Origin of the sequence: Dactylosporangium sp. NPDC049742 (genome assembly GCF_040674675.1) — a bacterium.
Taxonomy (GTDB): domain Bacteria; phylum Actinomycetota; class Actinomycetes; order Mycobacteriales; family Micromonosporaceae; genus Dactylosporangium; species Dactylosporangium maewongense.
Map to the genome: position 1 here is coordinate 129043 of NZ_JBFANF010000009.1, position 18329 is coordinate 147371.

17 protein-coding genes are annotated in these 18329 nt (G+C 73.4%); 7 read left to right on the top strand and 10 right to left on the bottom strand.

The genetic code is table 11. From position 1 onward, the window contains the following. The first annotated feature begins 6 nt into the window (after positions 1 to 6). Positions 7 to 2079 carry a phosphate acetyltransferase gene (pta, locus tag AB0J72_RS14605; protein WP_363398741.1) on the top strand — a complete coding sequence of 691 codons (2073 nt, stop codon included), beginning with the start codon at positions 7 to 9 and terminating at the stop codon, positions 2077 to 2079. Next, entirely contained in the window at positions 2076 to 2426 is a 351-nt protein-coding gene (locus AB0J72_RS14610) for a VOC family protein (RefSeq protein WP_363398743.1), read from the top strand. The genes pta and AB0J72_RS14610 overlap by 4 nt, the downstream gene beginning before the upstream one ends. Positions 2427 to 4627: 2201 nt before the next feature. Here the strand turns inward: AB0J72_RS14610 and AB0J72_RS14615 are convergent. The 6 genes from AB0J72_RS14615 to AB0J72_RS14640 all read right to left on the bottom strand — a co-directional run bounded on the left by AB0J72_RS14615 (position 4628) and on the right by AB0J72_RS14640 (position 8720). After that, positions 4628 to 5356: a M23 family metallopeptidase gene (locus AB0J72_RS14615; RefSeq protein ID WP_363398745.1), complete on the bottom strand. Its 729-nt coding sequence runs from the start codon at positions 5354 to 5356 to the stop codon at positions 4628 to 4630. A 54-nt stretch (positions 5357 to 5410) separates the two neighbouring features. After that, positions 5411 to 5656 carry a hypothetical protein gene (locus AB0J72_RS14620; protein ID WP_344502596.1) on the bottom strand — a complete coding sequence of 82 codons (246 nt, stop codon included), beginning with the start codon at positions 5654 to 5656 and terminating at the stop codon, positions 5411 to 5413. Positions 5657 to 5740: 84 nt separating this feature from the next. Next, a complete protein-coding gene (locus tag AB0J72_RS14625) occupies positions 5741 to 5884 on the bottom strand; it encodes a hypothetical protein (RefSeq protein WP_344502597.1) in 144 nt (47 codons plus the stop codon). Positions 5885 to 5956: 72 nt separating this feature from the next. Next, complete coding sequence (locus AB0J72_RS14630; RefSeq protein ID WP_363398747.1) at positions 5957 to 6565, bottom strand: DUF305 domain-containing protein; 609 nt, start codon at positions 6563 to 6565, stop codon at positions 5957 to 5959. Between the two features lie 5 nt (positions 6566 to 6570). Further along, positions 6571 to 7359 carry a lytic polysaccharide monooxygenase gene (locus AB0J72_RS14635; RefSeq protein WP_363398749.1) on the bottom strand — a complete coding sequence of 263 codons (789 nt, stop codon included), beginning with the start codon at positions 7357 to 7359 and terminating at the stop codon, positions 6571 to 6573. An 86-nt stretch (positions 7360 to 7445) separates the two neighbouring features. Next, complete coding sequence (locus AB0J72_RS14640) at positions 7446 to 8720, bottom strand: NAD(P)/FAD-dependent oxidoreductase (protein WP_363398751.1); 1275 nt, start codon at positions 8718 to 8720, stop codon at positions 7446 to 7448. Positions 8721 to 8796: 76 nt separating this feature from the next. Here AB0J72_RS14640 and AB0J72_RS14645 point away from each other — a divergent pair, with 76 nt between their 5' ends. Continuing rightward, positions 8797 to 9990 carry an MFS transporter gene (locus tag AB0J72_RS14645; RefSeq protein ID WP_363398753.1) on the top strand — a complete coding sequence of 398 codons (1194 nt, stop codon included), beginning with the start codon at positions 8797 to 8799 and terminating at the stop codon, positions 9988 to 9990. A gap of 300 nt (positions 9991 to 10290) precedes the next feature. After that, complete coding sequence (locus AB0J72_RS14650; protein ID WP_363398968.1) at positions 10291 to 11724, top strand: SDR family NAD(P)-dependent oxidoreductase; 1434 nt, start codon at positions 10291 to 10293, stop codon at positions 11722 to 11724. 33 nt (positions 11725 to 11757) lie between these two features. On the opposite strand, the gene AB0J72_RS14655 is transcribed toward AB0J72_RS14650, so the two are convergent. Together AB0J72_RS14655 and AB0J72_RS14660 are read right to left on the bottom strand one after the other, a co-directional pair. Further along, positions 11758 to 12459 carry an FHA domain-containing protein gene (locus tag AB0J72_RS14655; RefSeq protein ID WP_360561678.1) on the bottom strand — a complete coding sequence of 234 codons (702 nt, stop codon included), beginning with the start codon at positions 12457 to 12459 and terminating at the stop codon, positions 11758 to 11760. 68 nt (positions 12460 to 12527) lie between these two features. Next, a complete protein-coding gene (locus tag AB0J72_RS14660; RefSeq protein ID WP_363398756.1) occupies positions 12528 to 13316 on the bottom strand; it encodes a sporulation protein in 789 nt (262 codons plus the stop codon). A gap of 37 nt (positions 13317 to 13353) precedes the next feature. On the opposite strand from AB0J72_RS14660, the gene AB0J72_RS14665 reads away from it, so the two are divergent. Continuing rightward, positions 13354 to 13749, top strand: a complete 396-nt coding sequence (locus tag AB0J72_RS14665) for a MerR family transcriptional regulator (protein WP_363398758.1) — start codon at positions 13354 to 13356, stop codon at positions 13747 to 13749. A 7-nt stretch (positions 13750 to 13756) separates the two neighbouring features. Here AB0J72_RS14665 and AB0J72_RS14670 read toward each other — a convergent pair whose 3' ends face one another. Then, complete coding sequence (locus AB0J72_RS14670; RefSeq protein ID WP_363398760.1) at positions 13757 to 14401, bottom strand: NAD(P)H-dependent oxidoreductase; 645 nt, start codon at positions 14399 to 14401, stop codon at positions 13757 to 13759. Positions 14402 to 14497: 96 nt separating this feature from the next. On the opposite strand from AB0J72_RS14670, the gene AB0J72_RS14675 reads away from it, so the two are divergent. Further along, positions 14498 to 15139, top strand: coding sequence for a MarR family winged helix-turn-helix transcriptional regulator (locus AB0J72_RS14675; protein WP_363398762.1), 642 nt, complete (start codon positions 14498 to 14500; stop codon positions 15137 to 15139). Between the two features lie 92 nt (positions 15140 to 15231). Next, on the top strand, positions 15232 to 16764 hold the full coding sequence (locus AB0J72_RS14680; RefSeq protein ID WP_363398765.1) for a hypothetical protein: 1533 nt from the start codon (positions 15232 to 15234) through the stop codon (positions 16762 to 16764). A 982-nt stretch (positions 16765 to 17746) separates the two neighbouring features. Here AB0J72_RS14680 and AB0J72_RS14685 read toward each other — a convergent pair. Continuing rightward, positions 17747 to 18310, bottom strand: coding sequence for a TIGR03086 family metal-binding protein (locus AB0J72_RS14685; RefSeq protein ID WP_363398767.1), 564 nt, complete (start codon positions 18308 to 18310; stop codon positions 17747 to 17749). Positions 18311 to 18329: the final 19 nt, after the last annotated feature.

Consider the following 18329-nt stretch of genomic DNA (forward strand, 5'->3'; position numbering starts at 1 on the left):
AGCGGTGTGGCTCGTATCGTGTACCTGGTCGAACACGGACCTGGATCCGGCAAGTCCGCCGTGGCGCTCGGCCTCGCCGAGCTCCTGTCGCGGAAGGTGCCCAGGATCGGGGTGTTCCGCCCGTTCGTCGACGGGACGGCGAAGGACTCGACCCTGGCGCTGCTGTGCGAGCGGTACCACATCGACAGCGACCAGCAGGAGCTCTTCGGCGTCACGGCGGCCGAGGCCGCGCAGATGCTGTCCGCGGGCGACGGCGAAGGCCTCGTCGGGCGGATCGTGGAGCGGTTCCGGCCGATCGCCCGCGACCACGACGCCGTCGTCGTCATCGGCAGCGACCTCGACGACGAGCAGTCGCCGAGCCTCGCGCTCAACGCCCGCCTGGCCAACGAGTTCGGCGCGGTCGTGGTCGCCGTCGTCAACGGCGCCGGCCTGGACGCCGACACGGTCGAGTCGGTGGCGCGGCAGGCGTACCACGGGCTGGTCGAGCACGACGCCACCGTCGCCGCGGTCGTGGTGAACAAGTCGTCGGAGAAGCCGCCGGCGCTGCCCGTGCCCTGCTACACGATCCCGAACGTGGCGACGGTCGCGGCGCCGACGGTCGCGGAGGTCGCCGCGTCGCTGGGCGCGACCGTCGTCAGCGCCGGCCCCGCGTCGCTCGAGCGCGACGTGCTCGACTACGTCGTCGGCGCCGCCCAGGTGCCGGCCCTGCTCGACCACCTGACCGCCAACTGCCTGCTGATCACCCCCGGCGACCGGGCCGACCTGCTCGTCGCCGCGGCCGCCGCGCACGCGTCGGGGACCGTGCCGCTCGCCGGGATCGTGCTCACGCTCGGGATTGCGCCCGACCCGGCGGCCCTCGCCCTGTTCGAGCGGCTCAACACCGGTCTCGCCGTGTTGTCGGTACCGGCGGCGAGCTACGACACGATCGCGGCCTCGACGCGGATGGAGCACCGGCTCGGCCCCGCCAACCCGCGGAAGGTGGCGGCGGCGCTCGGGGCGTTCGAGTCGAACGTGGACACCGCGGCCCTCGAGGCGGCCCTCGAACTGACGGCGTCGACGCGCGTGACGCCGCTGATGTTCGAGTACGACCTGATCGACCGGGCGCGGGCCGCGAAGCGGCACCTGGTCCTGCCGGAGGGGACGGAGGAGCGGATCCTGCGGGCGGCGGACATCCTGCTGCGCCGGGGTGTGGCCGCGCTGACGCTGCTGGGGGACCCTGCGGTGATCGCCGCGAAGGCGCGGGACCTGGGTCTGGACATCTCGGACGCCGCCGTGATCGACCCCGCGACCTCCCCGCTACTGGAGCGCTTTGCCCCGGTTTACGCGGATTTACGGGTACATAAGGGTGTAACGCTGGATCTGGCCCGGGACGTGGTCCGCGACGTCAGCTACTTCGGCACGATGATGGTCCACCTCGGCCTCGCCGACGGCATGGTCTCGGGCGCGACGCACACCACCGCCGCCACGATCCGGCCCGCGTTCGAGATCATCAAGACGGTGCCGGGCCTGAGCGTCGCCTCCAGCGTCTTCTTCATGCTCCTGCCGGATCGTGTGCTGGTGTACGGCGACTGCGCCGTCAACCCGGACCCCGACGCGGAGCAGCTGGCCGACATCGCCCTGTCGTCGGCCTCGACCGCCGCGCAGTTCGGCATCGACCCGCGGGTGGCGATGCTGTCGTACTCGACCGGGACGTCCGGCGCCGGCGCCGACGTGACGAAGGTGGCCTCGGCGACCTCGCTCGTCCGCTCCCGCCGCCCCGGACTTCCCGTCGAGGGGCCCATCCAGTACGACGCCGCGATCGACCCCTCCGTCGCCGCCACCAAGCTCCCGGGCAGCGCCGTCGCCGGCCAGGCGACCGTGTTCGTGTTCCCCGACCTCAACACCGGCAACAACACCTACAAGGCCGTCCAGCGCTCCGCCGGCGCCGTCGCCGTCGGCCCCGTCATGCAGGGCCTGCGCAAACCCGTCAACGACCTGTCCCGCGGCGCCACGGTCAAGGACATCGTCAACACCGTCGCCATCACGGCGATCCAGGCCCAGGGTTTTTTGTCATACCCGTCGGGCACGATGGAGGGATGACGGCGAAACTTACCTCGGTGGTGCTCGACTCTCCTGATCCGCATGCCCTCGCCCGGTTCTATTCCGAGCTGCTCGACCTGCCCATCACCCGCGTCGACGGCGACTGGGTCGACATCGGCGACGGCACGACGAAGCTCAGCTTCCAGCACGCCCCGGAATTCCGCCCGCCACTGTGGCCCGACCCCAACTACCCCCAGCAGATCCACCTCGACATCCAGGTCGACGACATCGACGCCGCCGAGTCCACGGCCCTCCGCATGGGCGCCACCCTGCTCTCGACGAAGGAAGCCGGCTTCCGCGTGTACAGCGACCCGTCAGGCCACCCGTTCTGCCTCTGCTACGACTGACCCTCCACCTCGGCGAGCCCACCCACCCTCTGCGGTGCCGCAGCGCCCCACCGCGACTCCGCCCGGGGCGTGGTCCTGAGCGACGGGACACACGAGCGCGCCCTGCCCGACCTCCGTCCAGGGCGCCGCGACGTCCAAGCCTGCGCAGTCCCCCCTGTGCGAACTCACCTGTAGTGCCCTGCGCCACTCGTGCCGTTCCGCCCGCCGACCAGTGCCACCCGCTGGGCTTGTGCCACCCGCTGGCGCTCGGCCTGCCTGGTCGATGTCATGGACGCCGCCCACGTCCAGCAACCTCCGCTCCCCCATGGCAGCCTTCATGACCCGCACCGCCCGGTCAGGCTCATTTCGATGGCACCCTCGGGGCTACTCCCACTCCCGCAGCCGACTCCTACACCGCCCACTCGCTCGCCCACTCCCGCAGCCGACTCTCCTGTCGCCCACTCACCCGCGCCGCCCGCCAGCGCCCGACCTGCATGGTCGGCGCCCCTCCCGTCCCCACTGCATCCGAAACGCCTTCCCCCGGCAGCCCTCTCGTGACAGCCTCCCCGACCTGCACCTACCCCGGCCGGGGTCATCCCGAAGGCATCCTCAACGTCACTCCCGTATCCGTCTCCCAAGCCGCCCACCTGCACAACCGTGATCCTCGCCGGGCCGCCACACGCCGGAGCACCGTCCCGGGCAGATCTCGCGCTGGCCACCCGCGCCGCCTACGCACCCACGTCGTCAGCCTGCCCGCCCCGCCGCCCGCTCGCCCCGCCGCCACCTCGGGCGCGCCCGGCCTGGTCGGTGTCCTGGGGCGCCGCGCATGTCGACGCCTGCTTCCTGCAAGCTCGTCCGGACCGCCGCTGCCGCGACCTGAACCTGCCCCGACGGCGACCTGCCGAAGTCGCCCCAGGGCCGCTCCGGCAGTCAGGCTCGGCGCCGCGTTCGCCCGCAGCGCCGCCCGCCGGTCCTACCTGCCCGCGCGCCTACGCCACACGCTCGACCGCGCCATCCGACCCGCGCCGCCCGCACTGGCTGCCCGGCCTCGTCGCCGCGCCGCCCGCCCACGCAACCCACGCCGCACTCGCCGCCCCGCCCGCCCACATCGCCACCCACTGCCGCCCACCAGCGCATTCACGGCGCACGCTCGCCCATGCCACTCGCCCACGCCACCCCGAACCACACCGCCCACACCGCACGCCCGACCGCGCCACCCGACCCGCGTCGCCCACGCTCGCTGCCCGGCCTCGCTGCCACGCCGCCCGCCAGCGCATTCACGCCGTACGGTCGCCCACGCCAGACGGACCACACCGTCACGCCGCACGTTCGTCCGCGCCGCTCGCCGGGCACCGGCGCCGTGTCGTTCGTGGTCAGCCCGCTCGCCCCGCCGCCCGATTGCCCCGCCGCCCGATCGGCCCGCCGCCGCCACCTCGGGCGCGCCCGGCCTGGTCGGTGTCCTGGGGCGCCGCGCATGCCGACGCCTGCTTCTGGCAAGTCCGTCCGGACCACCACTGCCGCGACCTGAACCTGCCCCAACGGCGACCTGCCGATGTCGCCCCAGGGCCGCTCCGGCAGTCAGGCTCGGCGCCGCGTTCGCCCGCAGCGCCGCCCGCCGGTCCTACCTGCCCGCACGCCTACGCCACGCGCCCGACCCGCCATCCCACCCGCGTCGCCCGCGCTGGCTGCCCGGCCTCGTCGCCACGCCGCCCGCCAACGCAACACGCCGCACTCGCCGGCCACGCCTGCCCACATCGCCACCCGCAGCCGCCCGCCAGCGCATTCACGCCGCATGCTCGCCGACGCCAGCCGGACCACATCGTCCACACCGCGCGTTCGTCCGCGCCGCCTGTCGCCATGCCGCCTGTCCGCATCGCACGTCCGGCCCCGTCGCATGCCGCCTGCCCGCGTCGCACGTCCGGCCCCGTCGCATGCCGCCTGCCCGCGTCGCACGTCCGGCCCCGTCGCATGCCGCCTGCCCGCGTCGCACGTCCGGCCCGTCGCCGTGCCGCCTGTCTGTGCCGCCTGGCCGGTCGGGCCGTTCTCGCGCGCTCCCCGCATCGCCTGGCCGCTCGGGGCGCGCCGCACGCCCGCACAGCGCTCCCCCGCACCGCCTGACCGCGCAAGGGAACTCCGCCGCTCCTGCTGCTGCCGACCGTCTCCCGCTGGACGGTGGCGCTGTCAGGTAATCGGCGTAGGCAGGGGGTGGTGGCGGGCTGGGGCTACGGGTTGACCAGGGGTTTGGTGGGGCAGCCGTGTTGTTGTTGCCACTTCTCGACGTCGGGTGCCGGGGACTTCTCGGTGCCGGATTTCCAGGCGTCCAGGTAGGACCAGGGCCAGATCGCGCCGCGGCGGGTCCACCAGTCGGTGGTTTTCTGGCAGGCCGGGGAGATGCCGAAGTGGATGTGGCAGGCGCTGGCGTCGCCGGTGCGGCCGACCTTGGCCACCGGCTGGCCGGCCTTGACCGGGGTGCCGGCCTCGATGCCCTGGTCGATCGTGGAGAAGTGGGACATGTAGTAGCGGATGCCGTCGCCGCCGAGGATGTTGACGGAGAGGCCGCCGCGGGTGGCGCCGTCGTTGACCTTTGCCTGGTAGGTGTCGGTGCGGGTGACCTCCAGGACGGTGCCGTCGACCGGGGAGACGGCGGTGAGGCCGCAGGCGGCCATGATGTCGCTGGCCGGGTAGTCGTGGTGGGTTCGCGCGTACGAGGCCTTGCCCTGCACCGGGAACGCGTGCTTGACCGGCTGTCCGGCGGCGGCGCCCGCGGTGGCGCCGGTGCTCGGCACGGCTGCCTGCGAGGACGTCGGACCGGGTCCCACCTGGCGGCCGGGTGACTGCGACGTGGCCGGGGTCGGCGGGGCGGTCGAGGGGGCGGGGTCGCCGCCGCAGCCGGCGGCGCCGAGCGCCACCAGCGCGACGACACCGGCGAGCCTGGTGCGCAGCGCGAACATCGTCAGCCACCCTACGCCCCCTCGACAACCACCCGCGCCGCGGCGCATCGGGTGTCAGACGGGGGCGGGGAGGATCGCGAGGAGCTGGGTGGGCGGTTCCAGGGCGTCGACGAGGGTGTCGCCCTCGAGCCAGAGGCCGCCGGCGCGGCAGACGAGCGCCGCGGCCGCCTCGACGGGGCAGGGCAGGAGGGCGCCGCAGGCGCCGCAGCGGGCCGGGTCGTCCGGGTCGCGTTCGAGGTGGCGCGTCTGGAGCTCGGCAGCAGTGGTGACAAGGACGCTGTCAGGGTCGAGGTGCAACATGTCGATGATCGTGCCGCCGGTACCGGCGACGACAGCGCCACAAAACGGGTGAAAAGCCTGCGGAGGGCGGGTCACCCGGGCAGGTCAGCGGGAGGGCTGGCCGGTCCCGTCGCACTGGCTCGCGGCGCCGGTGACGCCGTCGGGCTGGTGGGCCGGGGTCGGGGAGCCGGCGTTGACGTGGACGCGCGCGCCGCAGACGGGGCAGCGGCTCATGGCCTCGGAAGACATCTCGTTCACCTCACGCAGACAGGAAAGGCCGGACGAGGGAGTGATTCCCCCCGTCCGGCCTCTTGGAACATGTCAGCCGCTGACGAGCGCCAGCATCTGGCTGATCTGCTGCGTGCGGGACAGCTCGATGCGCTCCGCGAACTGCTTGACGGTGCTGTTCTGGCCGTTCGCCTTCAGCTGCTGCGCCATCTCGACCGCGTTGTGCTGGTGGGCGATCAGCAGGTTGAGGAACTTGGTCTCGAAGTCGGCGCCGGACGCGTCCCGCAGGGCCTTGATCTCCGCCTCGCCGGTGGCGGGCTGGCCGCCGTGCGCGGCGTGGCTGCTGTGGTCGTCGCTGCCGGTGGCCTGCTCGTTCCAGCCGGTGAGCCAGCCCTTCATGCGGTCGACCTCCTCGGCCTCGACGACGTCGATGGCGCCGGCGAGGTTGACGACGTCCTCGCGGACGCCCTTGGCCTTGCCGAGCTTCAGCATCTCCAGGCCCTGCCGCTGGTGGCCGATCATCATCTGCAGGAACAGCACGTCGTAGGCGTTGTGCGGACCTTCGGCGACGACGGCGACGCCCTGCGGCGCGGCCGCGGCACCCCGCTGGGGACCGCCCGCGGGCTGGTCGACGTCCTTGCAGCCGGTGAGCAGGAGCGCGGCGCCGACCAGCAGCGCGACGGCGGTGCGGACACGCGTCACGGCGGTCACACCGGCAGCCAGAGCGCGAGCGTGTAGATCGGCTCCCAGCTGTAGATCGCGGTGTGGGCCTGGCGGCACTGGTACTTGCGGCCGTCGTACGTGACGACGTCACCGACATGGTAGGTGACGCCGGCGGCCCAGGCGGCCCCGCCAGGAGCGGGCGTGGTGGTGGGCGGCTTCGAAGCGGTCGGTTTCGGGGAGGCGGAAGCGGTGGGTTTCGGGGAAGATGTCACAGTGGCGGTGGGTTTGGGTGTCGCCGTGGGGGTGGTCCCGCCGCCGGAACCGATCTGCAGGTCGACGCAGTTGTAGAACGCGTTCACCGTGTCGGCGATGTTCCACACCGCGAGGACCGTCTGCCGGCCCGAATACCCCGCAAGGCTCACCTGGTGCGACACGGTCGCGTTCGGCTGCTTGCCGCCGTCGTCGAACTGCGCGATGCGGGTGTTGCCGATGAAGTAGTCCCACGTGCTGGTGGAGTGCCGGGCGGTCAGGACCCAGTTGAAGGTGACCGAGGTGCCGACCTGCGTGGCGGGCCAGTTGCGGCTGTTGTCGTTGAGCACCGCGAACTCGGGCTTGCCGGCGTTGCAGTTCTTCTGCCCCTTCGGGCCTTCGACGCTCTGCGGCTCGTACTGAATGGGACCGCAGTCGGCGACCTTCTTCTGCGCGCACAGCGCCTGCCGGCTCGGCGGCGAGGATACGTATCCGTGCGCCGAAGCGGGCGAGCCGAACCACAGGGTGCCGGCCGTCGCACCCAGTGCGACCAGCGGATACAGCACGGATCTACGCATCGCCAATTTCCTTCCACACCTTTGTCGAGCAGGTGCGGAAAAACGTATCGGAGGTGCGCTTAACGAGCCCTTCTGCGATTTGCAAATCTCGCCTAACGCGTATTTATGGCGTCGTTAAGCGAGACGGGAGCGGCGAGGCCGAGGCCGACGGCGGGCGGGTGCGAGGCGACGATCCAGTCGGCGGCGACCCGCGCGCGGTTCGCCGGCAGGGACAGCAGGTGGTAGGCGCGGGTGACGGCCTTGGCGGGCAGGCCGGACAGCGGGATCCGCAGCGGGTTCGCCGCGGCGTCCGGGCCGCCGAGGTCGACCAGGAAGCCGAGGTCGTGGTGCTTGTACCGGCGCCGCTTCCCGATCCCGAAGGACGCGACCACGTTGCGCGCGGCGAGCGCGCCCTGCCGGACGGCGTGCTGCGCGGTCATCGGGGTCAGCCGGCCGGGGCGGGTCAGGTCGGGCACGGCCGCGGCGTCCCCGCAGGCGAACACGTCCGGGAACCCGGGCACCGTCAGGTACTCGTCGACGACGAGCCGCCCCTGCTCGGTGCGCAGCCCGAGGTCCTCGACGAGCGGGTCGGGCCGCACCCCCACGCACCAGATGAGGGTGCGGGTCGGCACGACCCGCCCGTCGGTGAGCCGGACCCGGTCCGACTCGGCGGCGGCGACGGACGCGCCGGTCAGCACCTCGACGCCGCGGGCGCGCAGCACCCGGTCCGCGGTGCGGGAGAGGCGCGGCGACAGCTCCGGCAGCACCCGTGGCGCGGTGTCCAGCAGCAGCCAGCGCACCGGGACGCCGGCGAGGGACGGCTGGTGGCTGACGATGTCGGCGACGGCGAGCCGGCAGTGCGCGGCGACCTCGGTGCCGGTGTAGCCGGCGCCGACCACGACGAACGTCAGCCTGGCCGTGCACTCTTCCGGGTCGTCGGCGGAGGCGGCGAGCTCGACCTGCCGGATCAGGTGGTCGCGCAGGTACAGCGCCTCCGGGATGCCGCGGAAGCCGTGCGCGTGCTCGGCGACGCCGGGGATCGGCAGGAGCTTGTTGACGCTGCCGACCGTGATGACCAGCCGGTCGTACGTGAGCTGCCGGGTCCGCGCGGCGCCGTCCTCGAAGCGGACCGTGCGCCGGTGCGGGTCGACGTGGGTGGCGGTGCCGAGCACGAACCGCACCCCCGGCAGGGCGGCGGGCAGCGACACCGCCACCCGGCGGGGCTCCAGGACGCCGGCCGCCACCTCCGGCAGCAGCGGCAGGTACAGGAAGTAGTCCGTCGGGTTGAGCAGCGTGATCCGCGCCCGGCCGCGGGTCAGCCGGGCCAGCCGCCGGGCGGCGTGGAACCCCGCGAACCCGCCGCCGACCACCGCGATGTGGGGTGCCATACAAGCCTCCGTCGTGAGCGTCACACCGCGATACCCGGCTCGACCCGGGTCACGCCGAGCGCGCATGATCGCTGGCATGCTCACTGTCGTGCTGCGGACCGCTCAGGTCGCCAGGGTTCTCGCCGCGAGCTTGCTGGGCCGGCTGCCGCTCGGCGCCGCACCCGTCGCGCTGCTGCTGTTCGCCCGCGAGACGCTGTCGATCGGCGCGGCCGGCGCGCTCGTCGGCGTCTACACGGCGGGGGTCGCGGTCGGCGGGCCGGTCCTCGCCCGCGTCGCCGACCGGTTCAGGCAGCCGCCGGTGATGCTGGCCGGTGCGGCCGTGTCCACCGCCGGGTTCGTGCTCCTCGCGTCGGGCGTGCCGCTGTGGGCGGCGCTGCTCGCGGTGCTCCTGGCGGGGCTGGGCGCGCCTCCGTTCGAGGCGGGCCTGCGGGTGCTGTGGCGGTCGCTGCTGCCGGAGGAGCAGGTGCCCACCGCGTACACCCTGGACATCGCGGTGCAGGAGCTCATCTTCATCTTCGGTCCGCTGGTCGCCGGCGCGTCCGTCGCGGCCGGCGGTCCCGTCGCGGGCCTGTACGTGACCGCGGGCCTGCAGCTGGCCGGGACCGTGTGGTTCGTCACGACGCCCGTGGTGCGCGGGTGGCGCGGTGAGCACGCGGAGCGGCACTGGGCCGGGGCGTTGCGCTCGGGCCGGCTGAGGCTGCTGCTCGTCGCGGTGGTCCTCGTCGGTACGGGTGTCGGCAGCCTCCCCGTCGCGGTGATCGACTACGCCGAGTCCGTCGGCGGCCGTGGCTGGTCGAGCTGGATCCTGGCGGCGCAGGCGACCGGTGCGCTCATCGGCGGGCTCGTCAACACCCGGGTGAAGGTCGACGGGCGGCGGCTGCCGCTGCTCGCGCTGTGCCTCGGCCTCGGGTACGCGCCGCTGCTGCTCACCCCGTCCCAGCCGGTCCTGCTGCTGCTCCTCGCCGTCCTCTCGGGGCTGTTCCTGCCGCCGTTCCTGGCCGCGACGTTCGTCACCGTCGACCGGATCGCGCCGGCGGGCACGGCGGCGGAGGCGTTCGCGTGGGTGGCGACGGCGTTCTCGGTCGGCGCCGCCGCGGGCGCCGCCGTGGACGGCGCGATCCTGGACGCGACGACCGGGCCGCGGATCGGGTTCCTCCTGTCGCCGCTGGTCATCGCGCTCGCCGCGCCGCTGCTGGTGCCCCTGGCCAGAAACCTCCGCACGGGCGGCGACCCGGCGCCCGCTGAACACGTTCGGGCGGAGGCACCCTGATTTGTCCGAAATAACCGGAAAATCGGGTTTACTGACTAGTGTCGAAAGCAGCGCGACGGCCACCGGTTGAAATCAACGGGGGACGGGGGACGTCGCGGCAGCGGCGGGTCCGGGGCGGCAATGGCGCCACCCGGACCCGTTCGACGTTTCGCGTACAGTTCCGGGGTGACCCTGCACGACCCCACTCTCGTCTCCGCCCCTGCTCCGAGGGCCGGCCACTCCCCCGCCGACGCTCCGGAGGACACCGTGCCCGGCCGCACGACCGACGCCCCGGCGGGCGTCCCGGTCGACAGCGAGGGCGTGCCGTTCGGGCCCGGGATCGACCCCGACCGGCTCGCGATCTGCCTCGCCGTCTTCGAGGAGCTCGACGACCTCCCACCGGACCACCCGGACGTGGTGCGGGTGCGCAGGGCGACGTCACACCTGTACAAGAGCGTCAAGCGCCAGCGGCGCAGCGACCGCCGCGCGGCCATCACCGAGAACGACCGCGTCGTGACGGCCGCCACCGCGACCGGGGCGCCCGGCCGCATCGACGACGAGACGCAGGGCATCGCCCTGGTCTCACCGACCATCGGCGCGTCCGCGGGCCGGCTGCTGCGGCCGAGGTCCTGCTACACCTGCAAGAACCGGTATGTCGACGTCGACGCGTTCTACCACCAGCTCTGCCCGGACTGCGCACGGCTCAACCGGCAGCGCCGCGACGCCCGCACCGACCTCACCGGCCGGCGGGCGCTGCTGACCGGCGGCCGGGCGAAGATCGGCATGTACATCGCGCTGCGCCTGCTGCGCGACGGCGCCCACACGACGATCACGACCCGGTTCCCGAACGACGCGGTGCGCCGCTTCGCGGCGATGCCCGACAGCGCCGACTGGCTGCACCGGCTGCGGATCATCGGCATCGACCTGCGCGACCCGGCCCAGGTCGTCGCGCTCGCCGACGACGTCGCCGCGCAGGGCCCGCTGGACATCCTCATCAACAACGCCGCGCAGACCGTGAAGCGGGCGCCCGGCTCCTACTCCCACCTCGTCGCGGCCGAGTCCACGCCGGTCGAGCTGGACGGCCCGATGCCGGAGCTGCTGACGTTCCACAAGGCCGACCCGCACGCGGAGCTGACCCTGGAGGCCGGCTCGTCGCCGCTCATCCCGCCGGACGCGCTCACGGCCCTGGCCCTGACGAGCCGCAACACCACCGCGGAGAAGGTCGCCGCGCTGACCGCGATCGACGCCGGCGGGCTCGTGCCGGACCTCGCCTCGATCAACAGCTGGACCCAGCGGGTGCACGAGGTCGACCCCCTCGAGCTGCTCGAGGTGCAGTTGTGCAACGTGACGGCGCCGTTCATCCTCGTCAGCCGGCTGCGCCCGGTCATGGCCGCGGCGCCGGCCCGCCGCAAGTACGTGGTGAACGTGTCCGCCATGGAGGGCCAGTTCAGCCGCCGCTACAAGGGGCCCGGCCACCCGCACACCAACATGGCGAAGGCCGCGCTCAACATGCTGACCCGCACCAGCGCGGAGGAGATGCTGACGGAGGGCATCCTGATGACCGCGGTGGACACGGGCTGGATCACCGACGAGCGGCCGCACCCGACGAAGATGCGCCTGCACGAGGAGGGCTTCCACGCCCCGCTCGACCTCACCGACGGCGCCGCTCGCGTGTACGACCCGATCGTGCGCGGCGAGCAGGGCGAGGACCTCTACGGCTGCTTCCTGAAGGACTACAACCCGTCCGCCTGGTGAGGCGGGCGGGTCGCGGCAGGGTCAGGGTCCGGGTCAGCGCAGCTGGTAGGACAGCGTGAACTTGCCGACCTGGACCTCGTCGCCGTCCTTCAGCGTGGCGCTCTTGACGCGCTCGCCGTTGACATACGTGCCGTTGAGGCTGCCCAGGTCGAGCGTCGAATAGCCGAAGCCGCTCGGGTTGCGGTGAAACTCGACGTGCTTGCGGGAGACCGTGTTGTCGTCCAGGACGATCTGGTTGGCGGCGTCGCGGCCGCAGCGGACGATCTCGCCGTCGAGGGCGAACTCGGCGCCCGCCTCGGCGCCCTTGCGGATCAGCAGCGTCGCGCGGCCCGACGGCAGCTTCTCCATGTGGGCGGTCAGGTCGAGCGGCTGCGTGGCGCCCTCGGGGGCGTCGACGGACGCCTGGGCGAGCAGCTCCTCGCTGGCCACGATCGGCACCCGCCAGTGGCGGGCCAGGCCGATCGCCTCCAGGGGCGCGGCCGGCACGCGGATGCCGTCGCCGAGCACCAGCTGGAACGGGCCCGTGGCCGCGACGACCTCGATCGCGCGCAGCGGGGCGCGCAGCGCGGTCAGCGCCCGCTGGAACAGCTCGGCGCTGACCGGCTCGACCATGTCCCGCGGGCCGCCCTCGACCGCGAACTGCAGGTGGCGGCCGGTCTGCTCGTCCTTGAGCAGCACCATCGGACGGCTCTGCCAGGTCTGCGCCCGCACACCAACGACGACGAGCTCACGCATCCCCGGGCCTCCCGTGTCCGACGGTCAGTTTTGACGTGCCGCTAACGGTACCGGTCGGTGGCTTGCTTTCAGAAATGCCAGCCCCGTCGCTGCGTCGCCTGCTGGATCCAGTTGTTGACCTCGGCGGGCCAGTTGACCGCCCCGGCCTGCGCGTGCCCGACCTGGAACCGGCTGATCGAGTCGGTGCCCTCCGTGAAGATCCCGCCGCGCTTGTCGAACTCGATGATGACCTGCGTGCCGTGCGGGTCGGTCACGAACGTGAGCTCGACCTCGTTGATGCGGCTCGCGTACTGGTGCGCGGCGTAGAACTCGATCTCCTGGTAGAACGGCAGCGTCTGGTGCACCCCGTGGATGTGCCCGCGCTCCAGGTCGGCGGCCTTGAACCGGAAACCGAGCTGCCCGAACGCGTCCAGGATGGCACCCTGCACCGGCAGCGGGTGCACGTTGATCGCGTCGAGGTCACCCTTGTCGATGGCCCTGGCGACCTCGAGCTCGGTGCGCACGCCCATGGTCATGCCGTGCAGGCGCTGCCCGTACATGTGCGTGATCGGCGTCTCCCAGGGGATCGGCAGCTGGAACGGCACCGCGTGCTGCTGCCCCGGGCCGAGCCGGAAGCCGCCGGTGAGCTGCTGGCGCTGGAACTCGACCGTCGCGTCGTACTCGCTGTCGGCGCCCTCGACCTCGACGCGCGTCTGCAGCGCGACGACGATCCGCTCGACCTCGACCTCGTGGTCGCCGCCGGCGAACCGGACCTGACCCTGCACGTACCCGCCGGGCTGCACGTCCGGACTGTCCAGGACGGTGTCGACCGTCGGGCCACCGACACCGAGCGCGCGCTTCAGGCTCTTGAAGACCATTCGCGGAGACTAACACGCAACACTGTAGGGTTGGCTGATGTCCAGACTGCTGCGGATCGGGGAGCTCGCACACCAAGCCGGCGTGTCCACCCGCACGGTGGACTTCTACACCGGGCTCGGGCTGATCGAGCCGGCCGAGCGGACCGCGGGCAACTTCCGGCTCTACGACCCGGACTGCGTCGACCGGATCGCCGCGATCAGGGCACTGGAGGCCAACGGGGTCAGCCTCGCCGACATGGCGGGCGCCCTCGTGCCGGGGAAGGGCGACCTGCCCGGCCAGCTGTCGCAGCTGCAGGTCGACCTCGACACGCTCCGGGAGGCGGCCGCGCACTCCGGCCCGGCCGCCCACCAGCTGCTGCTCGCCCTCACCGCCCGGCTGCAGTCGCTGATCACCACCGCCATCGAGGTCACGGGCAACCTGCCCCCGATGTAGCCGCCCGTCAGGCTCTGATCAGCTCGGCCACCCGTACACCGTGCGCCGCCGCCTGCTCGTGCCCCTTCTTCAGCGACTCGGCGGCCAGGCCACGCAGCGGCGCCATCGCGGGGGTCACGTCGGCGAGGGTCAGCTCGGCCTCGGCGAGGTGCAGGTCGAGGCCGAAGACCTCGCCGAGCAGGCGGCGCAGGTAAGGCGTGACGTGGTCCCAGCCCTCCTTGGGCGCGCCCGGCCCGTAGCCGCCGCCGCGGCTCAGCGCGAGGACCGCGGGCTTGCCCAGCAGCGGCTGGTCGCCGTGCACGCCGAGCCGCGGGTGCAGCACGACCAGGTCGATCCAGGCCTTGACCTGTGCCGGGAGGTTCCAGTTGTACAGCGGGACCGCGAAGACGAACGCGTCGGCGTCGAGCAGCTCCGTGGCGAGCCGGTCCACCAGGTCGCGGGCCTCGTCGGCGGGGGCCGGAGCGGCCGGGTCGACGGCGGCGCGGGCCAGGGAGCTCCACGCGTCGGACGGCAGCGGGTGGGCGCCGAGGTCGCGCCGGGTCACGGTGGCGCCGGGATGCTCGGCCAGCCAGGCCTGCTCGGCGGTGTCCGCGAGGGCGCGGCTGACCGATCCGGTGGTGCGGATGCTGGCGTCGAGACGGAACAGGTGCATGTTCGAGCTCCCCATCAATGCTTGTGCTTCTGTACAGATAGTCTGCACAGCAGAACATCTTCCCGCAAGAGTGAGTGAGCTGCTTATCATTGCTGCATGACGCAGGCGCCGGAGGTTCGCGACGAGCTCCAGTCGGACCTCGGCTGGGCGCTGGGCGTCATGCTGCGCGCCTACGCGAAGGGCGCCGGGCACGTGATCGCCGGCGTCCCGGGAGGCCCCCGCGGCTACCAGGTCCTCGCGGCCGCCGTGTCCGGCGCCGAGGGCACGCAGCTCGCCCTGGCCAACAAGCTCGGCATCGACCGGACCGTGATGACCTACCTGCTGGACGACCTGGAGCAGGCCGGCCTCATCGAGCGGCGGCCCGACCCCGCCGACCGGCGCGCCCGGCGGATCGTGGCCACCGACGCGGGCCGGGCCACGATGTGCGAGCTGCAGGGCAAGCTCGCGCACGTCGAGTCGCGGGTGCTCAGCGCGCTCGACGAGGCGGAGCGGGAGCTGTTCCGGGCGCTGCTGCGCAGGGCCGCGACCCGGGTGGACGAGCACGACCCGCTCGCCGACGCGTGCACGGTGGTGGACCAGTTCGCCGCGTCGCCTATCGCTTCGGCCGTCGCGTCGTCCACTGCTTCCGCCGGCTCGTCATCCACCGCTTCCGCCGGCTCGTCACCCGCTGCTTCGGCCGGCGCCTCACCCGGCGCGTCGTCCGGCGCCTCACGCCGGCGCCGGAAGGGTCAGATCTGACAACGTTCCGGTCTCATCAGGGCGTTTGACGTGGTGAGGTCGGCATAATTGGAGCTGACCATCCGGCGAGCAGTGAGGAACCCCCGGTCGCGATGATGCTGCAACGCCGGTATCGGCTCGAGCGGCTGATCGGCGCGGGCTCCACCAGCGAGGTCTGGGAGGGGCACGACGAGCTCCTGCGCCGTCAGGTCGCGGTCCGTCTGCTGCGCGCCGACCGCGCCGAGCTCGCCGCGGTGTTCCTCGCCGAGGGCCGCGCCGCCGCGCGCCTCACCCACGCCAACGTCGCCGCCGTCTACGACGTCGGGACCGTCGAGCTGCCGTCGCGGGGCGACGTGCCGTACGTGGTCATGGAGTTCATCGACGGCGTCACGATCGCCGACCGGCTCCGCCGCGGCCCGCTCACCACCCTCGAGGCGGCCCAGACCGGCGCCGAGGTCGGCGCCGCCCTCGCCCACGCCCACGGCCAGTGGGTCACGCACGGCGCGCTCACCGCCGCGAAGGTCGCCCTCACCGACGTCGGCGCGAAGGTCTTCGGCTTCACCGACCGCCGCGGCGACGACCCGCACGACGTGAGCCTCGACATGTACGCGCTGGGCGCCCTCCTCGCGTCCGCCCTCGACCCCACCGCGCCCGGCTCCCCGGCCTCCGGCTCTGACGCCGCCGCGCTGGCGACGCTCATCGAGCGGTGCACGGCCCCCGACCCCGCGCTGCGCCCCGGCAGCGACGAGGCGGCGCTCGGCTTCGCCCGGATCGCCCGCACCAGGGTCGACCTGCCCGCCTGGTACACCATGTCCACCGCCTCCACCACGTCCGCCGCCTCCACTGCCGACGAGACCGCCGCCGGTCCGCCGCTGTCCCCGGCCCACCGGTCGTCGGGCCTGCCCTTCTCCGTCCTGCCGTTCTCGGTCCGCGGCCTGTCGGCGCTGCCCCGCGCGTTCCCCCCGGTCCGCCTGCGCCGCGACGCCTCCACCGTCCGGTCCGCCACGCCCCCGGCCGCGCACCGGCCCTGGGTGCGCCCCGCCACCCACCTCGGCGCCCGCTCGGCGGCGCACACCCGGATCGTGCTGTCGCGGCTGCCGTTCGGCGGACAGTCCCGCTCCACCGCCCACCTCAACGACGTGACCCTCGTCGACCTGCGCTCGGCCCGCACCACACCCCCGCCACCCGCCACCAAGCCCGCCCCCAGCGGCGGCCGCCGCTGGGCGATCCGGGCCCTCGTCGGCTCGGCGGTCGCCGCGGTCGTGTCGCTCGCCGCGGTCGCCGCCATCGGGCAGCCCCAGGCGGAGGGCACGCCTCCTTCGACCGGCCAGCTGCAGACCGCCACCGCCGGCGCGAGCCCCGCCCCCACCACCACGACCCAGGCCCCCGCCCCACCGCCCCCGGCGACGACCCTTCCGCAGACCCAGCCGACGACCCGCCCCCCGACGACCAGGCCGCCGTCGACGAAGCCCTCGACGTCTCCCCCGGCCAGCCCGTCCGCGTCCGCCTCCCCGTCGGCGTCGCCCTCCGCCTCCCCGTCTGCCTCGGACTCCCCGTCGCCGTCAACCTCACCGTCGACCTCCACGTCCCCGTCCCCCACTGCGTCCGACACCACCTCACCAACCCCTTCCCCCACCACCCCGTAACCCGGGCGCCCCACACCGCCGCCCCGCAACCCGGCCGCGCGGCCCGGACGCCCGCCACACCGTGACCCGGCGCCCACACACACCGCTCCGCGACCCGCTGCTCCGCGACCCGCTGCTCCGCGACCCGCTGCTCCGCGACCCGCTGCTCCGCGACCCGCTGCTGCGCGAGCCGCGGCTGCGCGGACAGGTGCCTTCGACACCACCTCGCCGAGCCCTTCGCCCGCCACTCCGTAAGCCGGCGCCCCACACTGCTGCTCTGCGACCCGACTGTGTGGACTGGGCGTCCTCCACCCGCCGCCCCACGACCCGTCGCTGCGCGGACCAGGCGCCCTTTCACACACAGCTCCGCGACCCACCGCCCCAAGACGAGGCCCGCCGCCCACGACCCGTCGCTGCGCGAACCAGGCGCCCCTCACACACAGCTCCGCGACCCACCGCCCAAGACGAGGCGCGCCTTCCATCCGCCGCTCCTCTCGCGGACCGGGTGCCCTCCACACCACCTCGCCGAACCCTTCGCCCGCCGCACCCGCAGCCAGCGCCTCCCCACACTGCTCCGCGACCCGCCGCCCTATGGAGCAGGCGCACTCCACACCACTCCGTGACCCCGGCACCCTCCACCCGCCGCTCCACGGCCCGTCACTACGCGAACCAAAGCGCCCTTCACGCACCGCGCCGCGACCTGCCGCCCTTAACCAGGCGCGCCTTCCACCCACCGCCCCGCGGCTCTCGCTCCGTGGACCAGGTGCCCTTCACACCGCTCCACGACCCACCGTCCCAAGACCGGCCGCACCTTCCACACCGCTTCGCGATCCGGCGCTCCATGACCCGGCGCCTTCCATCCGCCGCTCTGTGGCCCGCCGGTCCGTGGTCCGGAGGCAACTCACGCGCCGCTGGGGAAGTTGCTGCCGGGTCACGCCGCAGCTGTCAGGCGGTCAGGTTCTGATAGACGTTGCGCGATCCGCCGGGCGGCGTCGCAGGGCGGTCAGGGGGTCCAGGACGGGTTGCGGCCGCTGAGGCCTAGGGCGCGGGACAGGGGCGGGGCGGTCAGAGGGACGGGGACCTCGGCGCCGTACACGTTCATCTGGCGGCCCATGTCGGCGGTGCGGGCGACCTCCTCGTACACCCGCTGCACAACGGCATCGTCCCAGTGCGGGTCTACGCCGGTGGTGCGGGCGAGGTCCCAGCCGTGCAGGACCAGTTCGCTGAGGACCATGCCGCCGACCATGTCCGCGGGCAGGTCCATGGGGCCGCCCATCCGGGTGGTGCCCGACCACGCCGCGGGGTCGGTCCAGGCCGCGGCGAGCGACTTGAGGTGGGAGTGCAGCAGGGGGCGCCAGTCGGCGGTGGTGCGGTCCTGTTCGGGGCCCGGGTCGACGGTCTCCTTGCGGGCGGCGCCGGTCAGGGCCGGCGCCCAGTGCAGCAGGTGGTTGACGAGCGCCCGGGCGTCCCACCCGGCACACGGCGTCGCCGCGTCCAGGGAGTCGATGCCGTCCACGATCTTCAGGGTCGCCGGCGTGGCGAGGCCGATGAGCAGGTGTCCTTCCATCCGCGCAACGGTAGGCGCC

Bases quoted from the DNA above. Each gene is read 5' to 3' on its own strand.
- AB0J72_RS14610 (WP_363398743.1), top strand. From the start codon at position 2,076: ATGACGGCGAAACTTACCTCGGTGGTGCTCGACTCTCCTGATCCGCAT.
- AB0J72_RS14615 (WP_363398745.1), bottom strand. From the start codon at position 5,356: ATGTTCGCGCTGCGCACCAGGCTCGCCGGTGTCGTCGCGCTGGTGGCG.
- AB0J72_RS14620 (WP_344502596.1), bottom strand. From the start codon at position 5,656: ATGTTGCACCTCGACCCTGACAGCGTCCTTGTCACCACTGCTGCCGAG.
- AB0J72_RS14625 (WP_344502597.1), bottom strand. From the start codon at position 5,884: ATGTCTTCCGAGGCCATGAGCCGCTGCCCCGTCTGCGGCGCGCGCGTC.
- AB0J72_RS14640 (WP_363398751.1), bottom strand. From the start codon at position 8,720: ATGGCACCCCACATCGCGGTGGTCGGCGGCGGGTTCGCGGGGTTCCAC.
- AB0J72_RS14645 (WP_363398753.1), top strand. From the start codon at position 8,797: ATGCTCACTGTCGTGCTGCGGACCGCTCAGGTCGCCAGGGTTCTCGCC.
- AB0J72_RS14655 (WP_360561678.1), bottom strand. From the start codon at position 12,459: ATGCGTGAGCTCGTCGTCGTTGGTGTGCGGGCGCAGACCTGGCAGAGC.
- AB0J72_RS14660 (WP_363398756.1), bottom strand. From the start codon at position 13,316: ATGGTCTTCAAGAGCCTGAAGCGCGCGCTCGGTGTCGGTGGCCCGACG.
- AB0J72_RS14665 (WP_363398758.1), top strand. From the start codon at position 13,354: ATGTCCAGACTGCTGCGGATCGGGGAGCTCGCACACCAAGCCGGCGTG.
- AB0J72_RS14670 (WP_363398760.1), bottom strand. From the start codon at position 14,401: ATGCACCTGTTCCGTCTCGACGCCAGCATCCGCACCACCGGATCGGTC.
- AB0J72_RS14675 (WP_363398762.1), top strand. From the start codon at position 14,498: ATGACGCAGGCGCCGGAGGTTCGCGACGAGCTCCAGTCGGACCTCGGC.
- AB0J72_RS14680 (WP_363398765.1), top strand. From the start codon at position 15,232: ATGATGCTGCAACGCCGGTATCGGCTCGAGCGGCTGATCGGCGCGGGC.
- AB0J72_RS14685 (WP_363398767.1), bottom strand. From the start codon at position 18,310: ATGGAAGGACACCTGCTCATCGGCCTCGCCACGCCGGCGACCCTGAAG.